Source organism: Sphingomonas oligophenolica (assembly GCF_039522915.1).
In the GTDB taxonomy this organism is placed as follows: domain Bacteria; phylum Pseudomonadota; class Alphaproteobacteria; order Sphingomonadales; family Sphingomonadaceae; genus Sphingomonas; species Sphingomonas oligophenolica.
Genome location: NZ_BAAAEH010000057.1, coordinates 1 through 21,843 on the forward strand (window position 1 = coordinate 1; position 21,843 = coordinate 21,843).

The 21,843-nt window shown below is 64.2% G+C and carries 19 protein-coding genes; 2 read left to right on the plus strand and 17 right to left on the minus strand.

The window, feature by feature from the left end; translation table 11 throughout:
* Window positions 1-48: 48 nt before the first annotated feature.
* The 16 genes from ABD050_RS25170 to ABD050_RS25245 form a co-directional block, all read right to left on the minus strand.
* On the minus strand, window positions 49-612 hold the full coding sequence (locus ABD050_RS25170; protein ID WP_343892297.1) for a glutaredoxin family protein: 564 nt from the start codon (window positions 610-612) through the stop codon (window positions 49-51).
* A gap of 70 nt (window positions 613-682) precedes the next feature.
* The gene (locus ABD050_RS25175) at window positions 683-1,576 is read right to left on the minus strand and encodes a hypothetical protein (RefSeq protein ID WP_343892298.1); all 894 of its coding nucleotides are present in this window, start codon (window positions 1,574-1,576) and stop codon (window positions 683-685) included.
* 202 nt (window positions 1,577-1,778) lie between these two features.
* Window positions 1,779-2,609, minus strand: a complete 831-nt coding sequence (locus ABD050_RS25180; protein WP_343892299.1) for an amidohydrolase family protein — start codon at window positions 2,607-2,609, stop codon at window positions 1,779-1,781.
* A 256-nt stretch (window positions 2,610-2,865) separates the two neighbouring features.
* The gene (locus tag ABD050_RS25185; RefSeq protein ID WP_343892300.1) at window positions 2,866-3,714 is read right to left on the minus strand and encodes an NAD(P)-dependent oxidoreductase; all 849 of its coding nucleotides are present in this window, start codon (window positions 3,712-3,714) and stop codon (window positions 2,866-2,868) included.
* A 143-nt stretch (window positions 3,715-3,857) separates the two neighbouring features.
* On the minus strand, window positions 3,858-4,616 hold the full coding sequence (locus ABD050_RS25190; RefSeq protein ID WP_343892301.1) for an SDR family NAD(P)-dependent oxidoreductase: 759 nt from the start codon (window positions 4,614-4,616) through the stop codon (window positions 3,858-3,860).
* Window positions 4,617-4,660: 44 nt separating this feature from the next.
* Window positions 4,661-5,638, minus strand: a complete 978-nt coding sequence (locus tag ABD050_RS25195; protein WP_343892302.1) for an aldo/keto reductase — start codon at window positions 5,636-5,638, stop codon at window positions 4,661-4,663.
* Between the two features lie 314 nt (window positions 5,639-5,952).
* Window positions 5,953-7,230 carry an MFS transporter gene (locus tag ABD050_RS25200; RefSeq protein ID WP_343892303.1) on the minus strand — a complete coding sequence of 426 codons (1,278 nt, stop codon included), beginning with the start codon at window positions 7,228-7,230 and terminating at the stop codon, window positions 5,953-5,955.
* Window positions 7,231-7,382: 152 nt separating this feature from the next.
* Window positions 7,383-7,700 (minus strand): 2Fe-2S iron-sulfur cluster-binding protein, encoded by a 318-nt coding sequence (locus tag ABD050_RS25205; protein WP_343892304.1) that lies wholly within the window; start codon window positions 7,698-7,700, stop codon window positions 7,383-7,385.
* A 112-nt stretch (window positions 7,701-7,812) separates the two neighbouring features.
* A complete protein-coding gene (locus tag ABD050_RS25210) occupies window positions 7,813-9,123 on the minus strand; it encodes a cytochrome P450 (protein WP_343892305.1) in 1,311 nt (436 codons plus the stop codon).
* A gap of 84 nt (window positions 9,124-9,207) precedes the next feature.
* Window positions 9,208-10,095, minus strand: a complete 888-nt coding sequence (locus tag ABD050_RS25215; RefSeq protein ID WP_343892306.1) for a 2-hydroxy-3-oxopropionate reductase — start codon at window positions 10,093-10,095, stop codon at window positions 9,208-9,210.
* Between the two features lie 291 nt (window positions 10,096-10,386).
* Entirely contained in the window at window positions 10,387-10,953 is a 567-nt protein-coding gene (locus ABD050_RS25220) for a cysteine hydrolase family protein (protein ID WP_343892307.1), read from the minus strand.
* A 586-nt stretch (window positions 10,954-11,539) separates the two neighbouring features.
* Complete coding sequence (locus ABD050_RS25225) at window positions 11,540-12,661, minus strand: ABC transporter permease (protein ID WP_343892308.1); 1,122 nt, start codon at window positions 12,659-12,661, stop codon at window positions 11,540-11,542.
* Window positions 12,662-12,664: 3 nt separating this feature from the next.
* Window positions 12,665-15,451, minus strand: a complete 2,787-nt coding sequence (gene rbbA, locus ABD050_RS25230; RefSeq protein WP_343892309.1) for a ribosome-associated ATPase/putative transporter RbbA — start codon at window positions 15,449-15,451, stop codon at window positions 12,665-12,667.
* Window positions 15,448-16,512: an HlyD family secretion protein gene (locus ABD050_RS25235; RefSeq protein WP_343892310.1), complete on the minus strand. Its 1,065-nt coding sequence runs from the start codon at window positions 16,510-16,512 to the stop codon at window positions 15,448-15,450. Before ABD050_RS25235 ends, rbbA begins: the two co-directional genes overlap by 4 nt.
* Entirely contained in the window at window positions 16,509-17,933 is a 1,425-nt protein-coding gene (locus ABD050_RS25240; RefSeq protein ID WP_343892311.1) for an efflux transporter outer membrane subunit, read from the minus strand. The genes ABD050_RS25235 and ABD050_RS25240 overlap by 4 nt, the downstream gene beginning before the upstream one ends.
* Window positions 17,934-18,181: 248 nt before the next feature.
* Window positions 18,182-18,748 carry a cysteine hydrolase family protein gene (locus ABD050_RS25245; protein WP_343892312.1) on the minus strand — a complete coding sequence of 189 codons (567 nt, stop codon included), beginning with the start codon at window positions 18,746-18,748 and terminating at the stop codon, window positions 18,182-18,184.
* A gap of 147 nt (window positions 18,749-18,895) precedes the next feature.
* Here ABD050_RS25245 and ABD050_RS25250 point away from each other — a divergent pair, with 147 nt between their 5' ends.
* Both ABD050_RS25250 and ABD050_RS25255 read left to right on the plus strand, forming a co-directional pair.
* Entirely contained in the window at window positions 18,896-19,846 is a 951-nt protein-coding gene (locus ABD050_RS25250) for a kinase (protein ID WP_343892313.1), read from the plus strand.
* Window positions 19,847-19,993: 147 nt separating this feature from the next.
* Window positions 19,994-20,491 carry a hypothetical protein gene (locus ABD050_RS25255; protein ID WP_343892314.1) on the plus strand — a complete coding sequence of 166 codons (498 nt, stop codon included), beginning with the start codon at window positions 19,994-19,996 and terminating at the stop codon, window positions 20,489-20,491.
* 30 nt (window positions 20,492-20,521) lie between these two features.
* Here the strand turns inward: ABD050_RS25255 and ABD050_RS25260 are convergent, their stop codons facing one another.
* Complete coding sequence (locus ABD050_RS25260; protein WP_343892315.1) at window positions 20,522-21,832, minus strand: 3-hydroxyacyl-CoA dehydrogenase family protein; 1,311 nt, start codon at window positions 21,830-21,832, stop codon at window positions 20,522-20,524.
* Between the last annotated feature and the right edge of the window lie 11 nt (window positions 21,833-21,843).

A 21,843-nucleotide genomic window follows, 5' to 3' on the forward strand; every position in this document is an offset into this window, starting at 1 on the left:
TGGCGCATCATGTCCATCGGCATGCGCGGCTGGGCTAAGGAGTTCTGACTAATGGGACTTGGTATAATCCCCGGTCCCATCTATCGCGAAGCCGAGCTCGTGGATTCCGTCCGACGCCCGCACCAGCCGTATCGCCTTCTCGCCGTGCTGGGCGATATGGTGGACCAGCGACTTGGACGTCCCGTGCGGCAGATAGGGCTGACCATCCGCCATGAACCTGCCGGCGGATACAAAATCCGCCATCGTCGGGGTCGGGTCGTCAAAATGTTCGGGCGGAAGTTGGGTCGCGAGGGTGCTGGCCAAGTCGAGCATGCGCCCGCATCGTTCAATCAGCTCGGCGGGCGGCGGCAGCGGCGGGCGCTCCGCCTCCGCCGCGAGACCGAGCGCCGTGTTGATGTCAGCCTCCTCGGTCGGAACCCAACGCTCTCCGACGCGGAGCGCCGGCAGCGCGCGAAGCCCCGCACCAGCGATCGCTTCCAGGGCTGCGGGCTCGGCCTGGACGTTGACGGCGCGATACGCGACGCCCCTTCTGGTGAGATATCCCTTGAGTCGGGTGCAGTTGGCGCATCCGGGTACCCAGTAGAAGACAATTTCTGGATCAACGTCCGGCATGGTCACCTCGAACTGTCGTACTGCGGCGAGGGTCCGCAGCCGATCCGGCCTGCGAACCGCAATGCTTCCGTCAATCCAGCCGGGGAAACTCGACCAGATAGACCTCGAGGCCATCTTCGCCGCCGATCTGCCCTTCCTCGCCGCGTGGGCTGTAGACCATCGCCGCGCTCGGGCAGACGCGGTCGCCAGCCTTCAGCCCTTTGCCCAGGGTCCAGGCAATCTGCGGTCGGTCAGCGCTCAGATCCAGAGTACCGCCCTTGAAGCAGGCGATCGCGATGCTGACATCGCCGTTCGGGCCGGGCTGATCGAAGAAGCGTCCAAGTTGCTTCAGCTCCACGCCAGGTGCCGCTTGGTAATAATGCGCATTGCCTGGGTGAAGGATGACCGGCGCATCGTAGACCGGCTCCGGGATCTTGAGCGAGGCGCCCTGATTCACCATCTGATAGCGTTCGTCATACAGCGCATCGACCGCATCGCGCGTCCTGGTCTCGCCGCTGACGGGATCCTGTTCGATGAAAAGGCCGTGTTCAATCCGGCCCCGCGCCTTGAGCCGCGCGAGCGCTTCAGCTCTCCGCGAGGTCCAGTACTCGCCACGCTGGTGCTCGCCATTGAACCCGTATTGACAGGTGATCGTGGTAAGCCCCCTCTCCCGCCGCTGCGGCCCATAATAGGCCCCCTTCGGGAAGTAGCCCAAATCGCCCTCGTGGATATAGAGATCCGGGGTGACGTCGAGTTCCCCCCTTTCGACGAATTTGATCTGCTGGAACGTGTGCCTGTGGCGCGGGCTCACAAAGGCATCATCGCCTTCGTCGTTATGAACCGTCCGCCCGATCCAGAAGTTGAAACCGTCAGGCTCATCCTCCTCAAACATCACGCGAAAATCGCGATTGGCGCCGCCGTCCCGGACCTGCATGCCGTTATTCGCGTCTTTCGACTTGATTTCATCAACGATGGCGATCTGCATCCGAGCCTCCTGTGGATTTTATGTCTCAGCATGGAACTCAACAGGTAGCCTGTCAAGATCGGAGATGGGCATTCGATGCCGAATTGCCCGGGCAATATGCCATCCCGACACGTCGTGCGGCCGGACAACACCGATAAGCTGGTTTCAAGCAGCGGTTCGGCACACCCTTCCGTCGATCGAAAACCAGAGGATAATCAGCGTATCAGGCGTGGTGGCCGGCCGCCTTCGAATCTGGAGAAGGCAGGCCCGGCGATCCGAACAATCGCCCGGGATTGTCCACCAGGATCGCCTGCAACAGAGCGCGATCAGGGATCAGCTCTGCCATGGCATCGAGCTGCGCACCGGTCTCCGGGACCTTGTCAGGGTCGAAGAGCGCAACATTCGGCCAATCGGATCCCCAGATGACGCGATCAGGGGCAGCTGAACAACAAGCCTGCACGAGCGGGATCATGTCGCGATAGGGAGAAGACTCCGCACTCAGGCGATAGAGGCCTGACAGCTTTATCCAGCAATTCTCATTGCGCGCGAGCGCGATCACCGCCGCATTGTCGGGATGCGCTATACCGCCGCCTGGCAAGCACGTGCCCAGATGGTCGAGCACGAATGGCAAATCGAGGCGGCGCAGATCGTCCGCGGTGGCACGCAAACGGCCTGCCGTCAGACCAAGGTCGAGGTGCCAACCGAGACGGCGGCAAATTTCTGCGATCGGCGAAAGGCTTTCAGCGGAAACGCCGCCCGCAAAATGCTCGTTCAGACGAATGCCGCGGACACCGAGGGCGTGAAGTTCCTCGAGTTCCTCTTCCGGTTCGTCACCTGCGATCGAAGCGACGCCGCGCAGGCGGTCGGGATAGCGACGCAAAGCCGCCTTCAAAATGCGATTGTCCGAGCCGTGGACGCTGATCTGTACGACGACGCCGTAATCCACCCCGACAGTATCCAGCATGGCGATGAACGCGTCCACGGTCGCGACCGGTGGGGTATAGCTGCGGTTCTCCAGGAACGGCGCGTCAATCCCACCGCCGATGAGATGCACGTGCGTGTCCCATGCGTGCCTCGGGACGCGAAACCGCGTCGGCGGACAGGGCTTACGCGGCGGCAGACACACCGGCGCCAACGAAGCGGCGCCGCCGCTCAAATCACTTCCCGCAACGGGAGGCTGGCAAATGGGGATCGCAGCCCGGATGAGCGCAGCCAGCGCAATTCAAGTCCAGCCGCCAGGCGCTGCAAAACTTCCGCACAAATTTGGTACGGTCGCTTCCGGTCCGTTGTCATCCTTCGCCCTTTCAGTATCAAGCCTGCGGAGCGACGAACGCGTTCAGAATTTGGATGATCTCGGAATCCGGCCCGGCCCGGTGGGCCGCGGCGATGCTGCGGAAAAGCGCCCCCGCACCGGACAGCATTTCCGCGGCACCCTCTTCCGGTTCCAGGAAGCGCGAGATCTCCAACATCTCGTCGTCCCAGCGATATGCCTTCGCATACATGGAGGGCAGCATTTTGGCGAGGAAGTCATAGAGCGATGGCAACGTCTCGCGGACCTCGGTCAGGAAGAGAGTCGCCGCACCGCCGCGCGCGGCGCCGATCGCCATCGCGGCGCCGAGGGCCTGGAAGCCTTTGGTGATTCCCGCGAAAGCCATCTTCAGCGCCGATGCGTCTCCGAGATCAGAGGAGACCAGGCGAGCATCCAGTCCAAGACCCTTCAACGTCTCAGCGGTGCCGGCGCCGTCGCCCGAGAGGTAGAGCTTGGGGCTGTAGCCGGGCCTTGGCGGGATCCCGATGATCGAGCCGTCCAGAATAGGAAGCTTGTGCGGCACGAACGCCCCGGCAATCTCTTTCAAGGTTTGCGGCGCGATCGCATTGCAGTCGACATAGACGGGTGGCCGCTCGAGCGGCGCGATCAGAGCCGCAAAGCGGGTGGCAGTCGCAACCGCCGCGGCGGGAGGCACGATTGATAGAATAATCTCGGCTTGCTGAACGAGCTCGGCGTCGTTGACCATCTCGACCCCGGCTTCGTGCGCGCGCTCGGCGCTGGCGCCGCTACGCCCGTCCAGCGACGTGACGACTCGCGCGCCCTGCTCGACCAGCCGTTTGGCCACTCCGGAACCCATTTCGCCCATGGCGATGACAGCGATGGTGACCAACTCGGCAGCTCCCCTGTTCGCTCCCTGCGGGAGGCAATGTTCCATATATATAAACTATTCATTCACATCTACGCAAGCATGCTCGATCGTTGCAAAGCCCTGATCTGGTTTCATGGATCGACAACCTTGCCTGGAGCCTCGCTTCAGATAAGCAAGGCGCCGCCATCGACCGGCACAGTCAACCCCGTCAGATATGAGCCGGCGTCCGAGGCAAGGAACGCCACAACTTCACCGATGTCGTCCGCGCTCGCTATGCGGCGGAGCGGGAGCTTCTGCATGAAGGCGGCCCTTGCGTCCGCCCGCGCTTGGGGCGCGTGATGCGAACCGCCGAACGGAGTATCGACCGCGCCGGGGCAGATCACGTTGACGCGGATTCCGGACGGCCCAAGGTCTCGTGCCATAGTCTGTGCCATCATGACGAGCGCTGACTTCGTGATCGCGTAGAGCGGCGAGCGGCCTGCATAACGCAGCCCGCCGGCCGATGACATCAGGCTTACAGAGGCCCTCGGCGCGCGTGACCGTAACAGGGGCAAGGCTTCAACAACCGTGAAGTAATGCACCTTGACGTTCAGATCGAATGCCTCGTCGTAGGACGCCTCGTCGACCTCGAGTCCGTCAGGTCCATGGGATCCAAGGGTATTGAACAGGACGTTGAGACCGCCAAAGGTGGATTCGACGAACTGGAACAGGGCGGCGCGTTCGGTTGCGGAGCGTGCATCCAGCCCGCGCGCGATGACGCAAAGGCCTTGCTCGACCAGTGTCCGTGCTTCGCGCTGGGCCGCGGCTTCATCCCGATCAGCGATGATCACTTGAGCGCCGCGCCCGGCAAGGATGCGGGCCGCCGCATGGCCCATTCCGGACGCTCCGCCGATCACGAGCGCCACCTGTCCCTCGAAGTCCATCCTCATACCCTCTATTGTTTGTCGACCTGATCGGATGTCTGGGATCAAGGGACGCCCGCCGGGGACGCGACGCGGCTTGCACCGTCGAGCGCGTTGATTTCCGCCGGTGCCAGTGAGAGCTCAACGGCGCCAACCAGTTCGTCGAGCTGCTGGGTTGTGTCGACCGCCGCAATGGCGGCGGTCACGCCCGGCTGTGCGACCACCCAGGCGATCGCGACGGCCGCGACGGTCGTGCGATGCACGTCAGCGACCATCTCCAGGGCACGCACGATCCCGTGCCCGCGCTCATTCATGTTGGGCCGCAGGAAATCGGCATAGACTTTCCCGTCGATATCGGCCTGGGACCGATATTTGCCGGTCAGAAATCCCTTGGCCAGAACGCCATAGCAGAGCACGCCGATCTGCTCGCGCACGCACAGCGTCTGCAGGTCGCCCTCGAACTCGCTTCGCGCCACCAGGCTGTAGCGTGGCTGCATGGTATCGAACCGAACCAGAGAGCGTTCGCGGCTGACCTCGTGAGCGTTTGCCAGGCGATCGGGGGTGAAATGCGAGGCCCCGACAGCGCGCACCTTGCCCGTGCGGATCAGCCGATCGAGCGCCTCCAGGGTTTCGTCGAGCGGCGTGTTCGTGTCGTCGCCGTGCGCCTGGTAAAGATCGATATAATCCGTCCGCAGCCGCGCGAGCGACCCCTCGACCGAGCGGACGATGTGATCTGCAGAGAGAAGCCAAGGTCCATTGGCCGGCGTCGGCGCGCTGCCGACCTTGGTCGCGATCACCACCCGGTCCCGGCCGCCGCGCTGACTGAGCCATTCGCCAATGACGGTTTCCGATTCCCCGCCGACATTGCCGGGCGCCCAGGATGAGTAGACATCGGCGGTGTCGATGGCGTTGAGGCCGGCATCTACGAACCGATCGAGCACGGCGAATGACGCCTCACGATCGGCCGTCCAGCCGAATACATTGCCGCCCAGCATCAACGGCGCGATCGCAATGTCCGATCGTCCCAAGGGTCGGCGGATCATCTTCGGTCCTTCCTCTCAAATGCACGCACCCTTGGATCTCCTCTGCGTTGCGACAATGGCTAGCGCGCGACTGTCGGCCGCGCCCGCGACCTCCCGCCATGCGCACCGTCGTCATGAGCGTTTGCTGGCGCCGCACGCCCCCAGGAAGCACCCCCGCGTCGCAAGGAGTTCTCGCATGACTGGAGCAAGGGCCACTGCTGAGAGGATGGAGACAACATGAAGCTTCATAAATAATGACAGGCCACCTGACAAGCTTGTCTGCCGTTTCATCGACAAATATCCCGGAAGCGCCGAAGCGGGACAGGCTGCCGCCTTCATCTGCGCCTCGTGCGATACCGGATAGCGACTGCCGTCGCGGCGAATCCGGCAGCGGCGCCGACGCCCAGCGCCCAGCGCGGACCGAATGTGTCGGCAACCCAGCCTGCGATCGGGGCGCCGATCGGCGTCCCGCCAACACCGATCGCCAGACGCAGCGCCATGACCCGCCCCCGCATGACCGGAGGGGTCGACAATTGCATCAGGCTGCTCGTGGCATTGGAGAAAGTGAGCGACGAAATGCCGATGAGGACGAGCGCCGCGCCGAACAACCAGGCGTTTGGCGTGATCGCCGCGAGCACGAAACCGATCCCGAACGTTGCCGCCGCCAAGGGAATAAGTCGGAAATTCGGCTTTTTCCGGCGCGCGGCGATGAGCGCGCCGCCGATCGTTCCGAGCGCCATTACCGAGTAGAGGAGGCCGTACAGAGACGCGCCGCCATGAAAGATTCTGGTCGCCATGGTCGAGATGAAAATCGGAAAATTGAGGCCGAATGTGCCGATGAGCGCGATCATCCACAGGATGGCGCCGATATCCGGGCGAGACCGGACGTAGCGCAGCCCTTCCACTAGACTACCCCGGGCGCGACCGGCCCGGACGCTCGGATGAAGTTCGCTCTTGCGCAAGAAGAATAGCGAACCAAGCACGGCAATGAACGATGCCCCGTTGATCAGGATCGCCCACCCTGAACCAACTGCGGCGATAACGATGCCTGCCACGGACGGGCCAACCAAAAGCGCGGAGTTCATGGACGTCGAATTCAGCGCCACAGCGTTGGCGAGATGTTCTTCCCCGACCAGATCGGAGACGAAGGTCTGGCGCGCAGGCCCGTCGATCGCGGTGACGCACCCCGACAGGAAGGCAAGGATGTAGACCTGCCAGAGATGGACAAGCCCGGTGACGACGAGCAAGCCCAGCGCGAGCGAGAGCATGCCCATCGCTGCCTGCGTCACCATGAGGAGCCGACGCCGGTCGAATCGGTCAGCCGCGTAGCCGGCCCAGGGCAGCAACAGCAATTGGGGGCCAAATTGCAGGCCCATCACGACGCCGACGGCCGTCGCGCTATGGTGGGTGAGCTGGGTCAGGACCAGCCAGTCCTGGGCCGTGCGCTGCATCCACGTGCCTATGTTTGAGATCAGCCCGCCGCCGAACCAAAGGCGGTAATTATATTTTCTCAAGGAGCGGAACGTGCCGGAGCCTGGGCTGTCTGGAACCGACCGGCGGATTTCTGCCGTGACCGGTTCGGGAGACAGAGATTGGCCAGGGCTCGTGTTCATGCACCTGCTTTATATATAATCAGGTAAACTGGCCAGTTATTCTTGTGATATCGATGGGGATCATAAACCCGGCGAGGGTGCCGGACGAGATCGGCGCGACCTCGCTCGATCCGGCAGCGCGGCGTCCCGCCGACGGCGAGCCTGCTAAAGGCTCAGTTCTCCGGTGCTATTGTCACTGCGAGTCCATCGATCGTACGGTCGAACGGAAGCTGGCAGGAAAGGCGGGACCTGTTGGTGCGATGATCCGAACCATCCAGCAGATCATTCTCATCCTCGCTCATCGGCGGGAGCCTGTCGACGAAAGACGGATCGACATAGACATGGCACGTGGCGCAAGAACAGCAGCCACCGCAAAGGGCCAGCAGCTGATCGAAGCCCGCGGCGCGGATTACCTCCATCACGCTCAGCCCGTCTTCGCCATCGACGCTCGTCACATGTCCTTCGCACGTCTCGACGATCAATTTCGGCATTCGTTCCTCCGGATGATGGGTGCGACCAGCGAACCGGTGCGCGGCGCGGCCACGTCAGACTGACGCTGCCGTGCGGTGGCGTGGGTCCATGGATCGGGTCGGGCTGAGAGCATCACAGGCGTGACGGTATCACCACCTGCATGTTGTCGAATCCATGCACGAAGGAGGAGTGGGTACGCACCGGGTCGCCGATCAGTTTGATCTCCGGGAAGCGCTTGAAGATCTCTTCCCAGATGATGGTCAGCTGCATCTCCGCGACGCGATTGCCGACGCAGTGATGCACGCCGGTGCCGAACGCCAGATGGTTGCGTGCCCGCTTGCGGTCGATGATGAAGTCGTTCGGATTCTCGATGACCGCGTCGTCACGGTTGGCCGAGATGTACCACATGACCACCCGTTCGCCCTGCCGGATGGTCTTGCCGCCGAGCTCGATATCACGAGTTGTCACGCGACTCATGTAGGAGATGGGCGTGTGCCAGCGAAGTGTCTCGGAGACCATCGATAGGATGAGGTCCGGATTGGCCCGCAGCTTGGCATATTGGTCCGGATGCCGGTTGAGCGCGTAGATGCTTCCGGAGATTGTGTTGCGGGTGGTGTCATTGCCGCCGATAAGCAGCAGGCCCACGGTGCTGCGATATTGCTGGCGCGACATTTCGCGCGTCGCGGGATTGTGGGCAAGCATCGAGATGAGATCGCCGGCGGGCTCGCTGTCGATCCGCTCGTCCCAGAGCTTCTGGAAAGCAGTCACGCACTCTACCAGCGCCTGGTCCCGTTGTTCCCAGCTCTTCACCGGACCATAGCCGGGTTGGTTGATGATCATGTCCGTCCAGTACGGAAGCTTGCGGCGTTCCTCGAACGGGAAGTCGAAGAGCGTCGCGAGCGTCATCGTCGTCAGCTCCTTTGAGACCAGATCGACCCAGTCGAAGGGTTCGCCGATCGGCAGAGAGTCGAGAATGGCACTGGCACGCTCTCGCACCAGCGATGCCATCTTGGCGATGTTGGGCGGCGCCATTGCCGGGCTGACCGCCTTGCGGTGCACGCGGTGCTCGGGTTCGTCCATGCCGATGAAGCTGTTATCGGTCGCGGCCTCGCCACGCGCGACGGGTCGGCCAGCGGCTTGCGCCATTTTCATCTGCTCTTGCTCGGCGGCCAAATTGGGAAGGCCAATTCCCCGGGCCGAAGAGAAGACCTTGTTGTTGGTATCGACTGCCGTGACATCGGCCCAGCGAGTGACCGACCAATAGGGTCCGAACTCGCTCTCGGGCGTAAAATGAACCGGATCTTCTCGACGCAGCCGTTCAAAAACCGGCCAGATGGTGTCCGCGGTAAAGCGGTCGACGCGCCCCGGATTGAGCTCGACAAGCGGGATCGCCTGGACGTCTTCGATTTCGACGGTCGAATTGGCCATGACGCTCTCGCCCATCACATTCTCCTTGGTTTCATCGTGCCCGCATGCGCGAGCGCAGTCCGTTTGGTGCGACCGGGGACAGCAGCTTGAAATCAGCCTCTAGCCGGGAGCGACCTGATGGTCGGCGAGCCGCTCGAGCGCCTGGACCATCGCCGAGTGATCGCAGTCTCCGAGACCGATCGCCTGACAGGCGTTGAAGAGCGCCTGCGCGGTTGCGGTATTCGGCAGCGCCAGGCCCAGCTCGCGTGCGCCCGAAAGGGCGAGGTCCAAATCCTTCTGGTGCAGGGCGACGCGGAATCCCGGATCGAACTTGCGCTCGATCATGCGGGCGCCGTGGACCTCGAGCACCCGGGAAGCCGCAAAACCGTTGAGCAAGGCTTCGCGGACCAGGGCGGGGTCTGCACCCGCCTTGGAGGCGAACAATAGACCCTCCGCCACGGCTTCGATCGTCAGCGCGACGATGATCTGATTTGCGACCTTCGCCGTCTGGCCCGCACCCGCATCGCCGATGCGCGTGATGCTGCGGCCCATCAGCGAGAGAAGCGGCGTTACCTTCGCAAAAGCGGTTTCATCGCCGCCGACCATGATTGTAAGCGAAGCGGCCCTCGCGCCGACCTCCCCACCTGAAACCGGCGCATCCAGATAGTCACAGCCCAATGCGGCGATCTTCGCGGCAAAGCACTTGGTCGACAGCGGACTGATGGAGCTCATATCGATGACGGTCTTGCCCGGGGAGAGACCGGCAGCGACCCCGTCCGGACCAAAGAGCACTGCCTCGACGTCAGGTGTATCCGGAAGCATGAGAATGATGACGTCGGCATTGCGCGCCACCACGCTCGCGGTTTCCAGAACCGTCGCGCCGGTCGAGACAAGCTCTGCCGGAGGCGGCGACGATCGCTGGATGATCAGAAGGTCATGCCCGCCTGCCTGAAGATGACCTGCCATGGGGCGCCCCATGACGCCAAGACCGATGAAGCCGATTTTCATATACACATGTCCTCGGACCCCGAAGATCCTGGTTCGATCAGTTCATCACATCGCACGGCGCGGTATCCACCGCTCTGCGGTCAGCGCGCGCACACCTGGCCGCCACAGCGACGGTAGGCGCGCCCCGCCCGTGACGATCCCGCATGTCGACGATTCCCGGACCAACCGCGCTTCGGCGCTGGCCCAGGAGAAAGTCGCGTCCGTGAAACCATCCGCCTGCCGCTGCCCGGTGGCAGGCAGCGATGAAACCGCCGCCCGCGCCGGCCGAGGTGGCCTGGCTGGCAACCTCGATCAGGCGCCACTTGCCAGGAGCGCGAGCACGTCATCCGTGGTCCCCGTCTCGGCGATGCGTGGAAACACCTTCGTGATGCTCGCCATATGAGTTTCCGGGTTTCCGTCGGTCATCGCATCGGTCGGAAGGGTGACGTTGTAGCCGAGCTCATAAGCCTGACGCGCTGTGGAATCGACGCCACTGCTCGTGGCGACACCGGTGATGACAACCTGCGTGACACCGAGGTCATCAAGTTGATGCTTCAGCCCGGTGTTGGCGAAGGCCCCAGGGGTCTTCTTCACGATCAGGATGTCAGTCGCTTCGTGGCTGAGTTCCGGCATCAGATCGGTAAATCCTGCCGGCAGTTGAGCCAGTCCGCGAGGGGGCGCATCGGTCCGCCCTGGCGCTGTTCCCGCGACTGTGACCAGAACCACCGGAAGACCCTTTTCACGAAAAGCCACAGCCAGCCGATTGGTGTTCTCGATCACCGGCGTCAACGCCTGGGAGCCGGGGAACATGCCCGCGATACCCTTCTGCAAATCGATGACGATCAGGGCCGATTTTGGATCGATTGCGGTAACAGGCAAGGTGAAACTCCTTCACGTAGAATCAAGCGATGTATGCCGTGGTGCGCCTTGCATCCGAAGATCCCGGCACGGCACAACCCGACAGGTAACCTTATAATTATCGACAGATCACCTGACAAGGCTTTCTGTCTTCCTAACCATGATCATTCCCGACCTTCCAAGGCGGCGAGCTTCACGAGTCACCCAGAGGCTTTCGCAACGACGGTTTCCAGGCGCTTGATGGATGCCGCATGCCAATTCCCGGTTGACGCTTGAGCGCGGCAAGCGGCCCCTATTGACCAGTATGAGCCGTCACGCGAGATGCCGGCGTTGCTGACGAGAATGTCGATAGGGCCGAGTGCTGCCTCGACCTGCGCAGCGCCCGCGACGCAGCCGTCATAATCCGTGACCGACCAGCGGAAGGTTGGAATGCCGGTCTCGGCAGCGAAGCTGGCGCTGCGCGCACCCTCCGCCGGATAGGTCGCGGCGACGGCGATCCGTCGGCCTTGAGCGCGCGACAGGTCGCCGCGCCGATGCCAGTGGTGCCGCCGGTGACGAGCGCGACGCGGCGCGCGAGCCGGGTGGCCATGATCGGTTTTCTGGGGTGTCAGGCCATGGTGTTGATGGACTTGCGGAACTGGGCGAGCGCGATGGCGTAGAACACCGCGCCGATGGCGATGATCGCGAGCAGCTGGGGCCAGACCACGCCGAGGTCGGCGCCGCGATAGAGGATGCCCTGCGCGAGCTTGACGAAATGCGTCGTCGGCGCGGCCAGCATCACGTCCTGCACGATCACTGGCATGCTCTCGCGCGGCGTGCTGCCGCCCGAAAGCAACTGGAGCGGAACGATCGTCAGGATCACGAGCAGGCCGAACTGCGGCATCGACCGCGCGAAGGTGCCGAGGAAGATGCCCATCGACGTCGTTGCGAACAGATGCGCGGCGGTACCAACGAGGAACAGCGCGATCGAGCCCTGGATCGGTACCCGCATCGCCCCCTCGACGACGAAAATGAGCGACAGCCAGGTCGCAACCAGCACCACCGACCCCATCGACCAGACCTTGGCCGCCATGATTTCGAACGGCGTCACGGGCATCACCAGCAGATGCTCGACAGTGCCGTGCTCGCGCTCGCGGATCAGCGCGGCGCCGGTCAGGATGATCGAGAGCAGGGTGACGTGGTTGATGATCTGCATCACCGCACCGAACCACAACGCGGTCAGGTTCGGATTGAAGCGGGAACGCACCACGAGGTCGATCGGCAGCGCAGCGCCCGGCTGGTCGCGGCCGACGAAGCGGCTCACTTCGCTGCTGACGATCCGCTGGATATAGCCATTACCCGAAAAGGCCTGCGCCATGCGCGTCGCATCGACGTCGAGCTGGATCGCCGGGTTGCGGCCGGCGAGCAGATCGCGCTGGAAATTGGGCGGGATGTCCAGGACGAAGGTGAAGGTCCCCTGATCCATTGCCGAGTCGATCTGCTTCTGCGAGATCAACGCGGGCGGCATGAAATAGGGCGGGTAGAAGGCGCTGGTGATCCGCTGTGAAAGCGATGACTGATCCTCGTCGACGATCGCGATCGGCGCCTTGTTGAGCGTTTCCGGAACGCCGCTGGCGGCGACATAGACCGAAGCGGTGAAGGCCCAGAGGATCAGCACCACCATCATCCGGTCGCGCCACAGGCTCCGCAGTTCCTTGATGCCAAGCCGGAAGATGTTGGCGACGCGCATCGCTCAATGCTCCTGCTTGCGCACCAGCGCGATCGCCGCGGCGGTGAGCACCGGTGCCGCGATCGCGAGCGCGAGGAAGGCCTGGGGCAGGTCCGCGAAACCCAGCCCCTTGGAGAAAACGCCGCGGCAGATCGTGACGAAATGGCTTGCCGGAAAGATCTCGCCGATCAGCTTGCTCGTCCCTTCCAGCGACGAGACCGGTGTCAGCATGCCCGAGAACTGGATCGCGGGGATCATCGTGCCGATCGCGGTGCCGAAGATCGCGGCGATCTGGCTGCGCGTAAAGCTCGAGAAGATGAGCCCGATCGCCGTCGCGCTCATGACGTAGAGCAGCGCCGCGGCGGAGAGCGCGAGCAAGCTGCCCTTGACCGGCACGCCGAAGATGGTGACGGCCATCCCCAGCAGCAGCGCGAAATTGAACATACCGATCGCGATATAGGGGAGCTGCTTGCCGACCAGGAATTCGGACCGCGTGACCGGCGTGACGTAAAGGTTGACGATCGAGCCCAGCTCCTTCTCGCGAACCACGCTCAAGGCTGTCAGCATTGCCGGAATGAACAGCAGCAGCATCGGGATCACGGCGGGAACGATCGCCACGAGGCTCGCGACATCGGGGTTGTAGCGATAACGGGTCTCGATGTTGACCGGGCCAAGCGCCGGCCGCACGCCCAATTGCTCCATCGAGAATTGCGAGAGCCATGTGACATGCATCGCCTGGACATAGGAGAGCACCGTCTCCGCCCGGCTCGGCATCGCGCCGTCGACCCACATCCCGATCGCGACCGGCGTGCCGCGGCGGATGTCGCGCGCGAAATGCGGCGGAATCTCGATGACGACGCTCAGCTCGCCGTCGCGCATGCGCCGATCGAGCTCGGCATAGCTGTGCACCGGCGCCCGCTCGACGAAGTAGCGCGAGCCGGCGAGATTGAGCTCATAATTGCGGCTGGTGCTGCTACCATCGCGGTCGAGCACGGCGAAGGGCAGATTCTGGACGTCGAGGCTGATGCCATAGCCGATGATCAGCATCAGCAGGATGCTGCCGACGAGCGCGAGCGTGGCCCGTACCGGATCGCGGCGCAGCTCCAGTGCTTCGCGCCGCGTGTAGCTCAGCAGGCGTTGCACGCTGAAGCGGCTCGGCACCCCGGGCGGCGGATCGGGCGGGATCGGGCCCGGTTCGGCCGCGTCGGCCAGCTTCGTCGGCTCGACCTTGCGGCCCCCCTCGGCGAGCGCCAGACGCAGATCGCCCCGCGGCGCTTCGTCGCCTTCGAGCTTGCGGAGCAAGCGGATAAACGCGTCTTCCAGGTTCGCCGCACCGGCGTCCGCCACTACCTTCCCCGGCGTATCCATCGCCAGCACCTTGCCGGCATGCATCAGCGCGATGCGATCGCAGCGCTCGGCCTCGTTCATGAAATGGGTCGAGATGAAGATGGTGACGCCATCGTTGCGTGCGAGGTCGACCATCATCTGCCAGAAGGTGTCGCGCGCGATCGGGTCGACGCCCGAGGTCGGCTCGTCGAGGATCAATATCTCGGGCGCGTGGATGATCGACACGGCGAGACTGAGCCGCTGGCGCTGGCCCAGTGGCAGGCTCTCGGGATAGGCGTCCATCAGCCCGGCGAGATCGAACCGATCCGCCATCCCGGCAACACGCGCGGCAAGCTGGTCCGCTGGCACCTGGAAGAGCTCAGCGTGCAGCTCGAGATTCTGCCGCACTGTCAGCTCGGTGTAGAGCGAGAAGCTCTGCGACATATATCCGACGCGCTTGCGGGTCGCGATGTCGTTGGAGTCGACCGGGCGGCCGAGCAGCAGCGCCTCGCCTTCGCTGGCGGGGAGCAGCCCCGTCAGCATCTTCATCGTCGTCGTCTTGCCGCAGCCGTTCGAGCCGATGAAGCCGAAGATCTCGCCGCGCTCGATGCGGAAATCGACATGGTCGACCGCAGTGAAGGCGCCGAAACGCTTGGTCAGACCGCGCGCCTCGATCACCGGCGTGCCGTCGGTCGTGGCCACCCGCGGCGGGACGGTGACCATGTGGTGCTCCAGTCGCCGCGCTTCGGGCAGTAGCGCGATGAATGCCTCTTCGAGTGTCGCGGCACCGGCGCGCGCGCGCAACTCCTGCGCTGTGCCGGTCGCCAGCACGCGGCCGCCGTCCATCGCCACGAGCCAGTCGAACCGCTCGGCCTCCTCCATATAGGCCGTCGCGACCAGCACGCTCATGCCCGGCCGACCGGCGCGGATGCGGTCGATCAACTCCCAGAACTGCACGCGCGACAGCGGATCGACGCCGGTGGTCGGCTCATCGAGCAGCAGCAGATCGGGATCATGGATCAGTGCGCAGCACAGGCCGAGCTTCTGCTTCATGCCGCCCGAGAGCTTACCCGCGGGCCGGTCGCGGAACGGCGTGAGACCGGTCGCGTCCATCAGCTCGTCGATCCGCCGCACGCGCTCGGCCTCAGCCTGGCCGAACAGCCGGGCGAAGAAATCGATATTCTCGAATATCGAGAGTGTGGCGTAGAGGTTCTTGCCCAGTCCCTGTGGCATATAGGCTACGCGCGGACAGACGCGACGGCGATGCGCCGCGTCGGCCATGTCGCCACCGAGCACTTCCACGGTGCCGTCCTGGATCGCGCGGGCGCCCGCGACCAGCGCGAACAGGCTCGACTTGCCGACACCGTCCGGCCCGATCAGCGCGACCGCCTGCCCCTGCGGCAGCTCGAGATCGACGCCTTCGAGCGCGATCGTGCCACCATAGTCCAGCCCGACGCCGGAGAGGTGGATCGCGGAATCGCTCACGGCTTGAGCGCGAGCTTGGCCGGCCACGGCTTGGAGGCATCGATGCGGACATACGCCATGCCCGGCATGCCCGACTTCACTTGCGCGGAGAGCTGTGCCAACAGCTTCGGCGGGATCGAAGCGCGCACGCGGAACATCAGCTTCTGGCGCTCGTCCCTGGTCTCGACCGTCTTGGGCGTGAACTGCGCGACATCGGCCACGAACGAGATGCGCGCGCGGATCACGCGGCCGGGCATGGCGTCGAGCACGATGCGCGCCTCGTCGCCCATGCCGACGCGGCCCACTGCCTGTTCAGGCAGGAAGAAGGTCATGTAGACGTCGCTCAGGTCGATCATGTTGAGCACCTTGCCCCCCGCAGCGACGACTTCGCCCGGCTCGGCGATGCGATACTGGATGCGGCCCGAGCGCGGCGCGCGCAGCACGGCGTCGGCGATATCGGCGTCGATGCGGTGGATCGCCGCCTGCCCGGCCTCGACATTGGCGCGCGCGCCGGCGACTTGCGCACGGGCAGTCGCCACCGCCGCGTCGATCGCGCCGACCTGCGCGCGCGCGGCTTCGACGCCCGACTCTGCGCTCCGCAGGCGCGAACGATCGTCTTCCTGCTCCTGCCGCGGCGTGGCGCCCTCGGAAGCTAGCGTGGTCGACCTGGCAAGATGTTCGCCCGCCGAGCTCAGGTCCGCCTCGCGCTGACGTTGCTGCGCGAGCGTTGCGATGCGTTGGCTAAGCGCCTGTGTGACCTGCGCCTCCGCCGACTGCACCGATGTCAGCGCCGCCTGCAGCTGGGCCACGGCTTGCGCGCGCTGCGCCAGGAGCGAGTCGACGTCGATCGTCGCGAGAATTTGGCCGGCCCGCACGACATCGCCCTCGTCGACCAGCACCGTGCGGATGCGCCCCGGCGCCTTCGCGGCGATATCGATTTCAGTCGCCTCGACTCGGCCGTTGCCGTCGGCGACGGCGTCGCCTAGCCCGTCGTGGTTCAACAGCCGCCAGCCGACATAGCTGGCCATCAGCACGGCGATCACGATCGCGCCGCGCACGGCCCATTTCTTCCAGTCGTTCATGGATGTTGCCCCTGGCTTGGCGTTTCGGAAAAGCCCCCGCCGAGCGCTGCGTAGAGCGCGACGCCGCTCGTCAACCAGGCGCGCCGCAGCTGCACCAGTGTCTGACGGGCCGAGAACAGGTCGCGCTCGGCATCGAGCACGTCGAGATAGGCGGAGCGACCAGCCTCATAGCGGATCTGCGCAAGATGCGACCGCTCGGCGAGCGCAGCGATCGACTGGTTCGCCGTGTCGATCTGCGCGGCAAGCCATCGGCGTTGCGCCAGTGCGTCGGCCACGTCGCGGAACGCGCCCTGGATGGTCTTCTCGTAGTTGGCGACCATCTCGTCGCGTTGCGCCTCGGATGCCCGGAGATTCGCGTGCAGCTTGCCGCCGGTGAAGATCGGCAGCGACACGCTGGGGCGGAACAGCCAGAGGCCGGTGCCCGCGGCGAACAAATGACCAAGGTCGTCGGTGGTGGATCCTATCCCCGCGGTCAGGCTGATGTTGGGGAAAAAGGCCGCGCGGGCGGCGCCGATATCGGCCTCCGCACCGCGCAGCTGGTGCTCGGCGGCGGCGATGTCCGGCCGATAGACGAGCAGTTCCGAAGGCAGACCGGCGGGGATCGGCTGATCGAGCCCGATCTGGGCGAGCGAGCGCGTCATCGCGCCCTCCCCTACCGGTTCGCCGACCAGCACCGCCAGCGCGTCGAGATTCTGCGCGCGCGCCAACTCGATCGACTGCGCTGCGCCCAGCGCCTGGGTACGCAGCGTCTCGGCCTGAGTCACTTCGACCTTCGAGCCCGAGCCGACCTCGAAGCGCCGCGTGAGCAGACGCAACGACGCCTCGCGATTGGCGAGCGTGTCGCGGGCCAGCGCCAGGCGCTCGGCATATTCGCGATCGGTGAGATAGCCAGTGACCACTTGGGCAACCAGGCTGGTGGCAACGCCGCGCCGCGCCGCTTCGCTCGCCAGATAGTGCTGGAGCGCAACGGCGCGCAGGTTGCGCAGCTGGCCGAAGAGGTCGATCTCCCAGCTTGTCTGGAGCAATCCGTCGTAGCTTGTCAGCGTGTCCTTGCCCAGCAGCTGCGAAAACTGGTCGGGCACACCGATCTTGGCCATGCTGGCCGAGCCGCTGAGCTGGGGCAGTAGATCGCCGCCACGCAGGCGCAGCGTCGCACGCGCCTGCTCGATGCGCGCGGCGGCGGCACGCAGGTCGCGATTGTTGTCGAGCGCACGCGCAATCAGCGCCTGCAGTTCGGGCTCGGCGAAGAATGCCTGCCAGCCCAGCCGTGCGGCGGACGGTGCATCAACCGCCTCGGCCGCCGGCGGGTAGCGCGCCGGAGTCGGTAGTTCGGGATGCAGCGGACGCGGCGCAAGCGAGCAACCGCTCGCGAGCGCGAATGACGCGACGATCCAGATTCGGATATTTTTCTGGTTTGCCAATTCTTTGGTTCCGCACGTGGCGAGAGAGAGGTAAATTACCGCAGTGCAGCATAGGAAGAGATTGGGGATGTTACGTACTGGGCTGCGTTCAATCTGAAACCTCTTTGCGCGTACCAGCCCGTCCGTTGGAAGGTCCGCGATCGCGCCGCTCGGCTCCGCCGAAGTCCCGAGCCTTGCCGCAGCACAGCGCATCGTCGAACCGCCAAGGAAACCGAACGGCTTGCCCGCCATGTCCTGGTAATGGGTGGTCAGGCACTCTGCGCCAGGATCGCGAGAACGTCATCCGTCGTCCCGGTTTCGGCGATACGCGGAAAGGCCTTCGTGACGCTCGCATTGTGAGCCTCCGGATTCCCGTCGGTCATCGCATCGGTCGGAAGCGTGACGTTGTAGCCAAGCTCATATGCCTGCCGTGCCGTCGAATCGACGCCGCTGCTGGTGGCAACACCGGTGATCACGACCTGTGTCACGCCCAGATCGTCAAGCTTGTGCTTCAATCCGGTATTGGCAAAGGCTCCGGGGGTCTTCTTCACGATCAGGATGTCGGTCGCGTCATGGCTCAGCTCGGACAAGAGATCGGTAAAGCCGGGCGGCAGCTCCTTCAGCCCCCGCGGCGGCGCGTCGGTCCGCCCCGGCGCCGTTCCGGCAACCACGACCATCACGACGGGCAGTCCCTTCTCCCGAAACGCCTGCACAAGCCGGTTCGTATTTCCCACCACCGCCTGCAACACCTCGGCACCGGGGAACATGCCAGCGATACCCTTCTGCAAGTCTATGACAATAAGGGCCGAGTTGGGGTCGATTACGGTAACAGCCAAGGTGAAATCCTTCCAACGGAATCAGGCGTTGCTCGCCGTCATGGGCCTTCATCCGGTGATGATCCGGAACGGGCGAGACCACACCCCGCCGTTTAAATATTGACAGATCACCTGACAAGGCTTTCTGTCTTCCTGCGTTCAAGCATAATGGCGCGCAAGCCCGGGCAACGAGCAAAGAAACTCCATCAAATGAATTCCGACGAACTGACCGCAAATATCGATGCGTTTATGGTGACGGAAGCGCTGCCAACGTCCTTCCGCGCCGCGATCGAACATATCTATGCGCCGCTGGCGGACCGCATCGCAGCTCATGTGCGTCAGGGGAGCGGGCCCCGCGTCGTGGGACTGTGCGGGCCTCAGGGGAGCGGCAAGTCGACCGGCGCCGAGGCGATACGCCTATTGCTGCAGGCCGTAGGCTTGCGGGTCGCGATCCTTTCGCTGGACGATCTCTATCTTACCCGCGCGGAGCGAACCCGCTTGGCATCGACGACGCATCCTCTGCTCGCCACCCGCGGCCCGCCGGGCTCTCATGATCTGGCGCTCGGAAACGAACTTATGGATCGGCTCCTGACCGGGCCAAGTACCGCCCTGCCCTCATTCGACAAGGCGACGGATGATCGACGGTCCCTGGAGCAGGGCAAGGTTATCGACGGCCGTGCCGATATCGTCCTGTTCGAGGGTTGGTGCGTGGGCGCGAGACCGGAATTGCCCGAGGCGCTCGCGGAGCCGATCAATGATCTGGAGCGCGATCTGGACCCGGACGGAATCTGGCGCGGGTTCGTCAACGCGGAACTGGCGCGGTATCAGTCGCTGTTTTCGCGCATCGATTTCCTGATCTTCCTGAAGCCACCCGGTTTCGAGGTGGTGGCTGGCTGGCGCCGCGAGCAGGAAGCCAAGCTACGGGATCGAAGCAGGGAAGAACGGCACGATCTGCGCGTCATGACGGACGATGAAGTGACCCGCTTCGTCCAATATTATGAACGCCTCACGCGTCATATCATCCGGGAAATGCCGGACCGCGCCGACGCTGTGGTCGAGCTGGGCACCGAACGCGACCTACGGCGCCTCGTCTTTGCGCAGGTGCGCTCCGCGCTATAACCGCCATTCGGCGGAGGCCCACCCCATGTCGATGAAGAGTTCGCCTTCCTGCATGCGCATAGATCATTCATATCTTTGAAAGAGTCGTGGGCGATATGGCATTGGCGTGAAGGAGATTTCGCCCGGGTGGTGGCTAGCCCTGTCTTGATGCCCGGCCTGATCGGGCCGGTGCTGGGGTTTGCCGCGCTGGGCCTGATGCGGCGGCGCCTCTCCCGCGAGCGACGGCTCAAGCTGGCGCGTCAATGGGGCCTGCTCGGCCTTTCCCTTTCGATCACCGCGCTCGCCTTCTGCCTTGCACGACCACTGCCTCTCATTTGGCTGTGGTCCGTGCCCGCGACAGCAGCCGGCGCCCTGCTTGGAGGCGTGCGAGCCCGCACGATCATTCTGTCGCTGGACGACACGGGACGAGTGATGCAGCGGCTGCCGGCAAACGCCTTCGGGTTGCTCCTCCTCATCCTGTCGATCCGCCCGGTCGTGCGGTGGATGTTCACCCAGGAGATTGGCGCAAACGTCGCGCATTCCGATCTCGTGGTGCTCGCTTTCGCCTTGGGCACCGTCGCGGGCGGCCGGATCGAATTGACGGCCCGCGCTTTGCGCTTGCGTCGGCAGGTCGCGCCGGCCTCATATCGAATGTCCGATGCGTGAAACCCGACGTGCCCGGTTTCGGCGTCGCGCTCAGGTCACCGAAGTTCCGCTTCCGGCATCCTCGAGCGAGGCGGGGACCGGGATATGCTCCGCCCGCAGGCGGGTCACCAGCCAGCCAGGGCCGAGCCGCTCGATCAGCTGGAAAGGCCCCTGTTGCCATCCATATCCCTCGCGCATCGCTTGATCGATGTGGTCGGGCGTATCGGCGATCTCCGGGATCAGCGAGGCCGCGTAGGCAAGTGTCCGACTCATGACCACCGACATGAAGCGGCCACCCGCGCTTTCGTGGCTCATCAAGAGACGCAGGTCTCCCTCTGTCGCGGCAAGTGCGGGCGACGAGGCAGGACGGCGCGCACGATATGTTCGATCGCGAAGGTCGAGCACCTGCAACGTTCCTTCGTGATCCTTGCGGAAGAAGCCCGCGCCCGCCTTTCTGCCGACGCGCCCTTCCGCGATCATCGCCGTGATCAACGGCGGTTCCGCCGGATAAGCCTGCAAGGGATCATCATCCGCCAAGGCTGATCGCAGGCTGCGCGACGCGGTCGGCACAAGGTCGATGCCGACCAGATCGAGCAGGCCGAAGATTCCGGCAGCGGACCCGAACGCATATCCGATAAGGGCGTCGGCTTCCTCGACATCGAGGTTTTGCGCAATCGCCGCATCGAGCGCCACTGCGGTCCAGAAATTACCGATCCGATTGGCGATGAAGCCCGGCGTGTCACGGCACGGCACCACGCACCGTCCAAGACTTTCCTCTGAAAATGCGGTGACCAGGGCTGTAGCCTCTAGGCGCGTCTGCGGTCCCGCAACCAGTTCAAGGAGCTTCATCGTGCGCGGAGGATTGAAGAAATGCGCGATCAGGTAATCCCGAGCATCGAGCGGGTCCATGCCCCCGACGAGTTGCGAAAGACGAATGGTCGATGTGTTCGAGGAGACGATCGACCCGCGCTTCCTGACTGCGTTGAGCGCGGTGAAGATTTGATGCTTGGTGTCGAGACTCTCGGCCGCGGCCTCAACGATCCAGTCTGCGTCTGCGACCATATCGAGATCGGTTATGCTCGATCCCGTCCGGATGCGATCGGCAAAGGCAGGATCCGTGAAGCCGCCTGCCTTGATCTGACGGGAAACCGCAGCCGCCGACAGTGCCGGATCGATGTCCAGAAGTGCGACACAAAGCCCGGCGTTCGCGAACAACGCTGCGATTCCCGCGCCCATCACGCCGGCGCCGATCACCGCGGTTTTTCTGATCTCATGCACGGCGTTTACCTCGGCGCCGTACCGCATTTTGATCAGGCTGCCGCCACCGGCGAAGGGCGCAGTCGACGCGGTGCGGACGCTCATTTTTCCAAGCC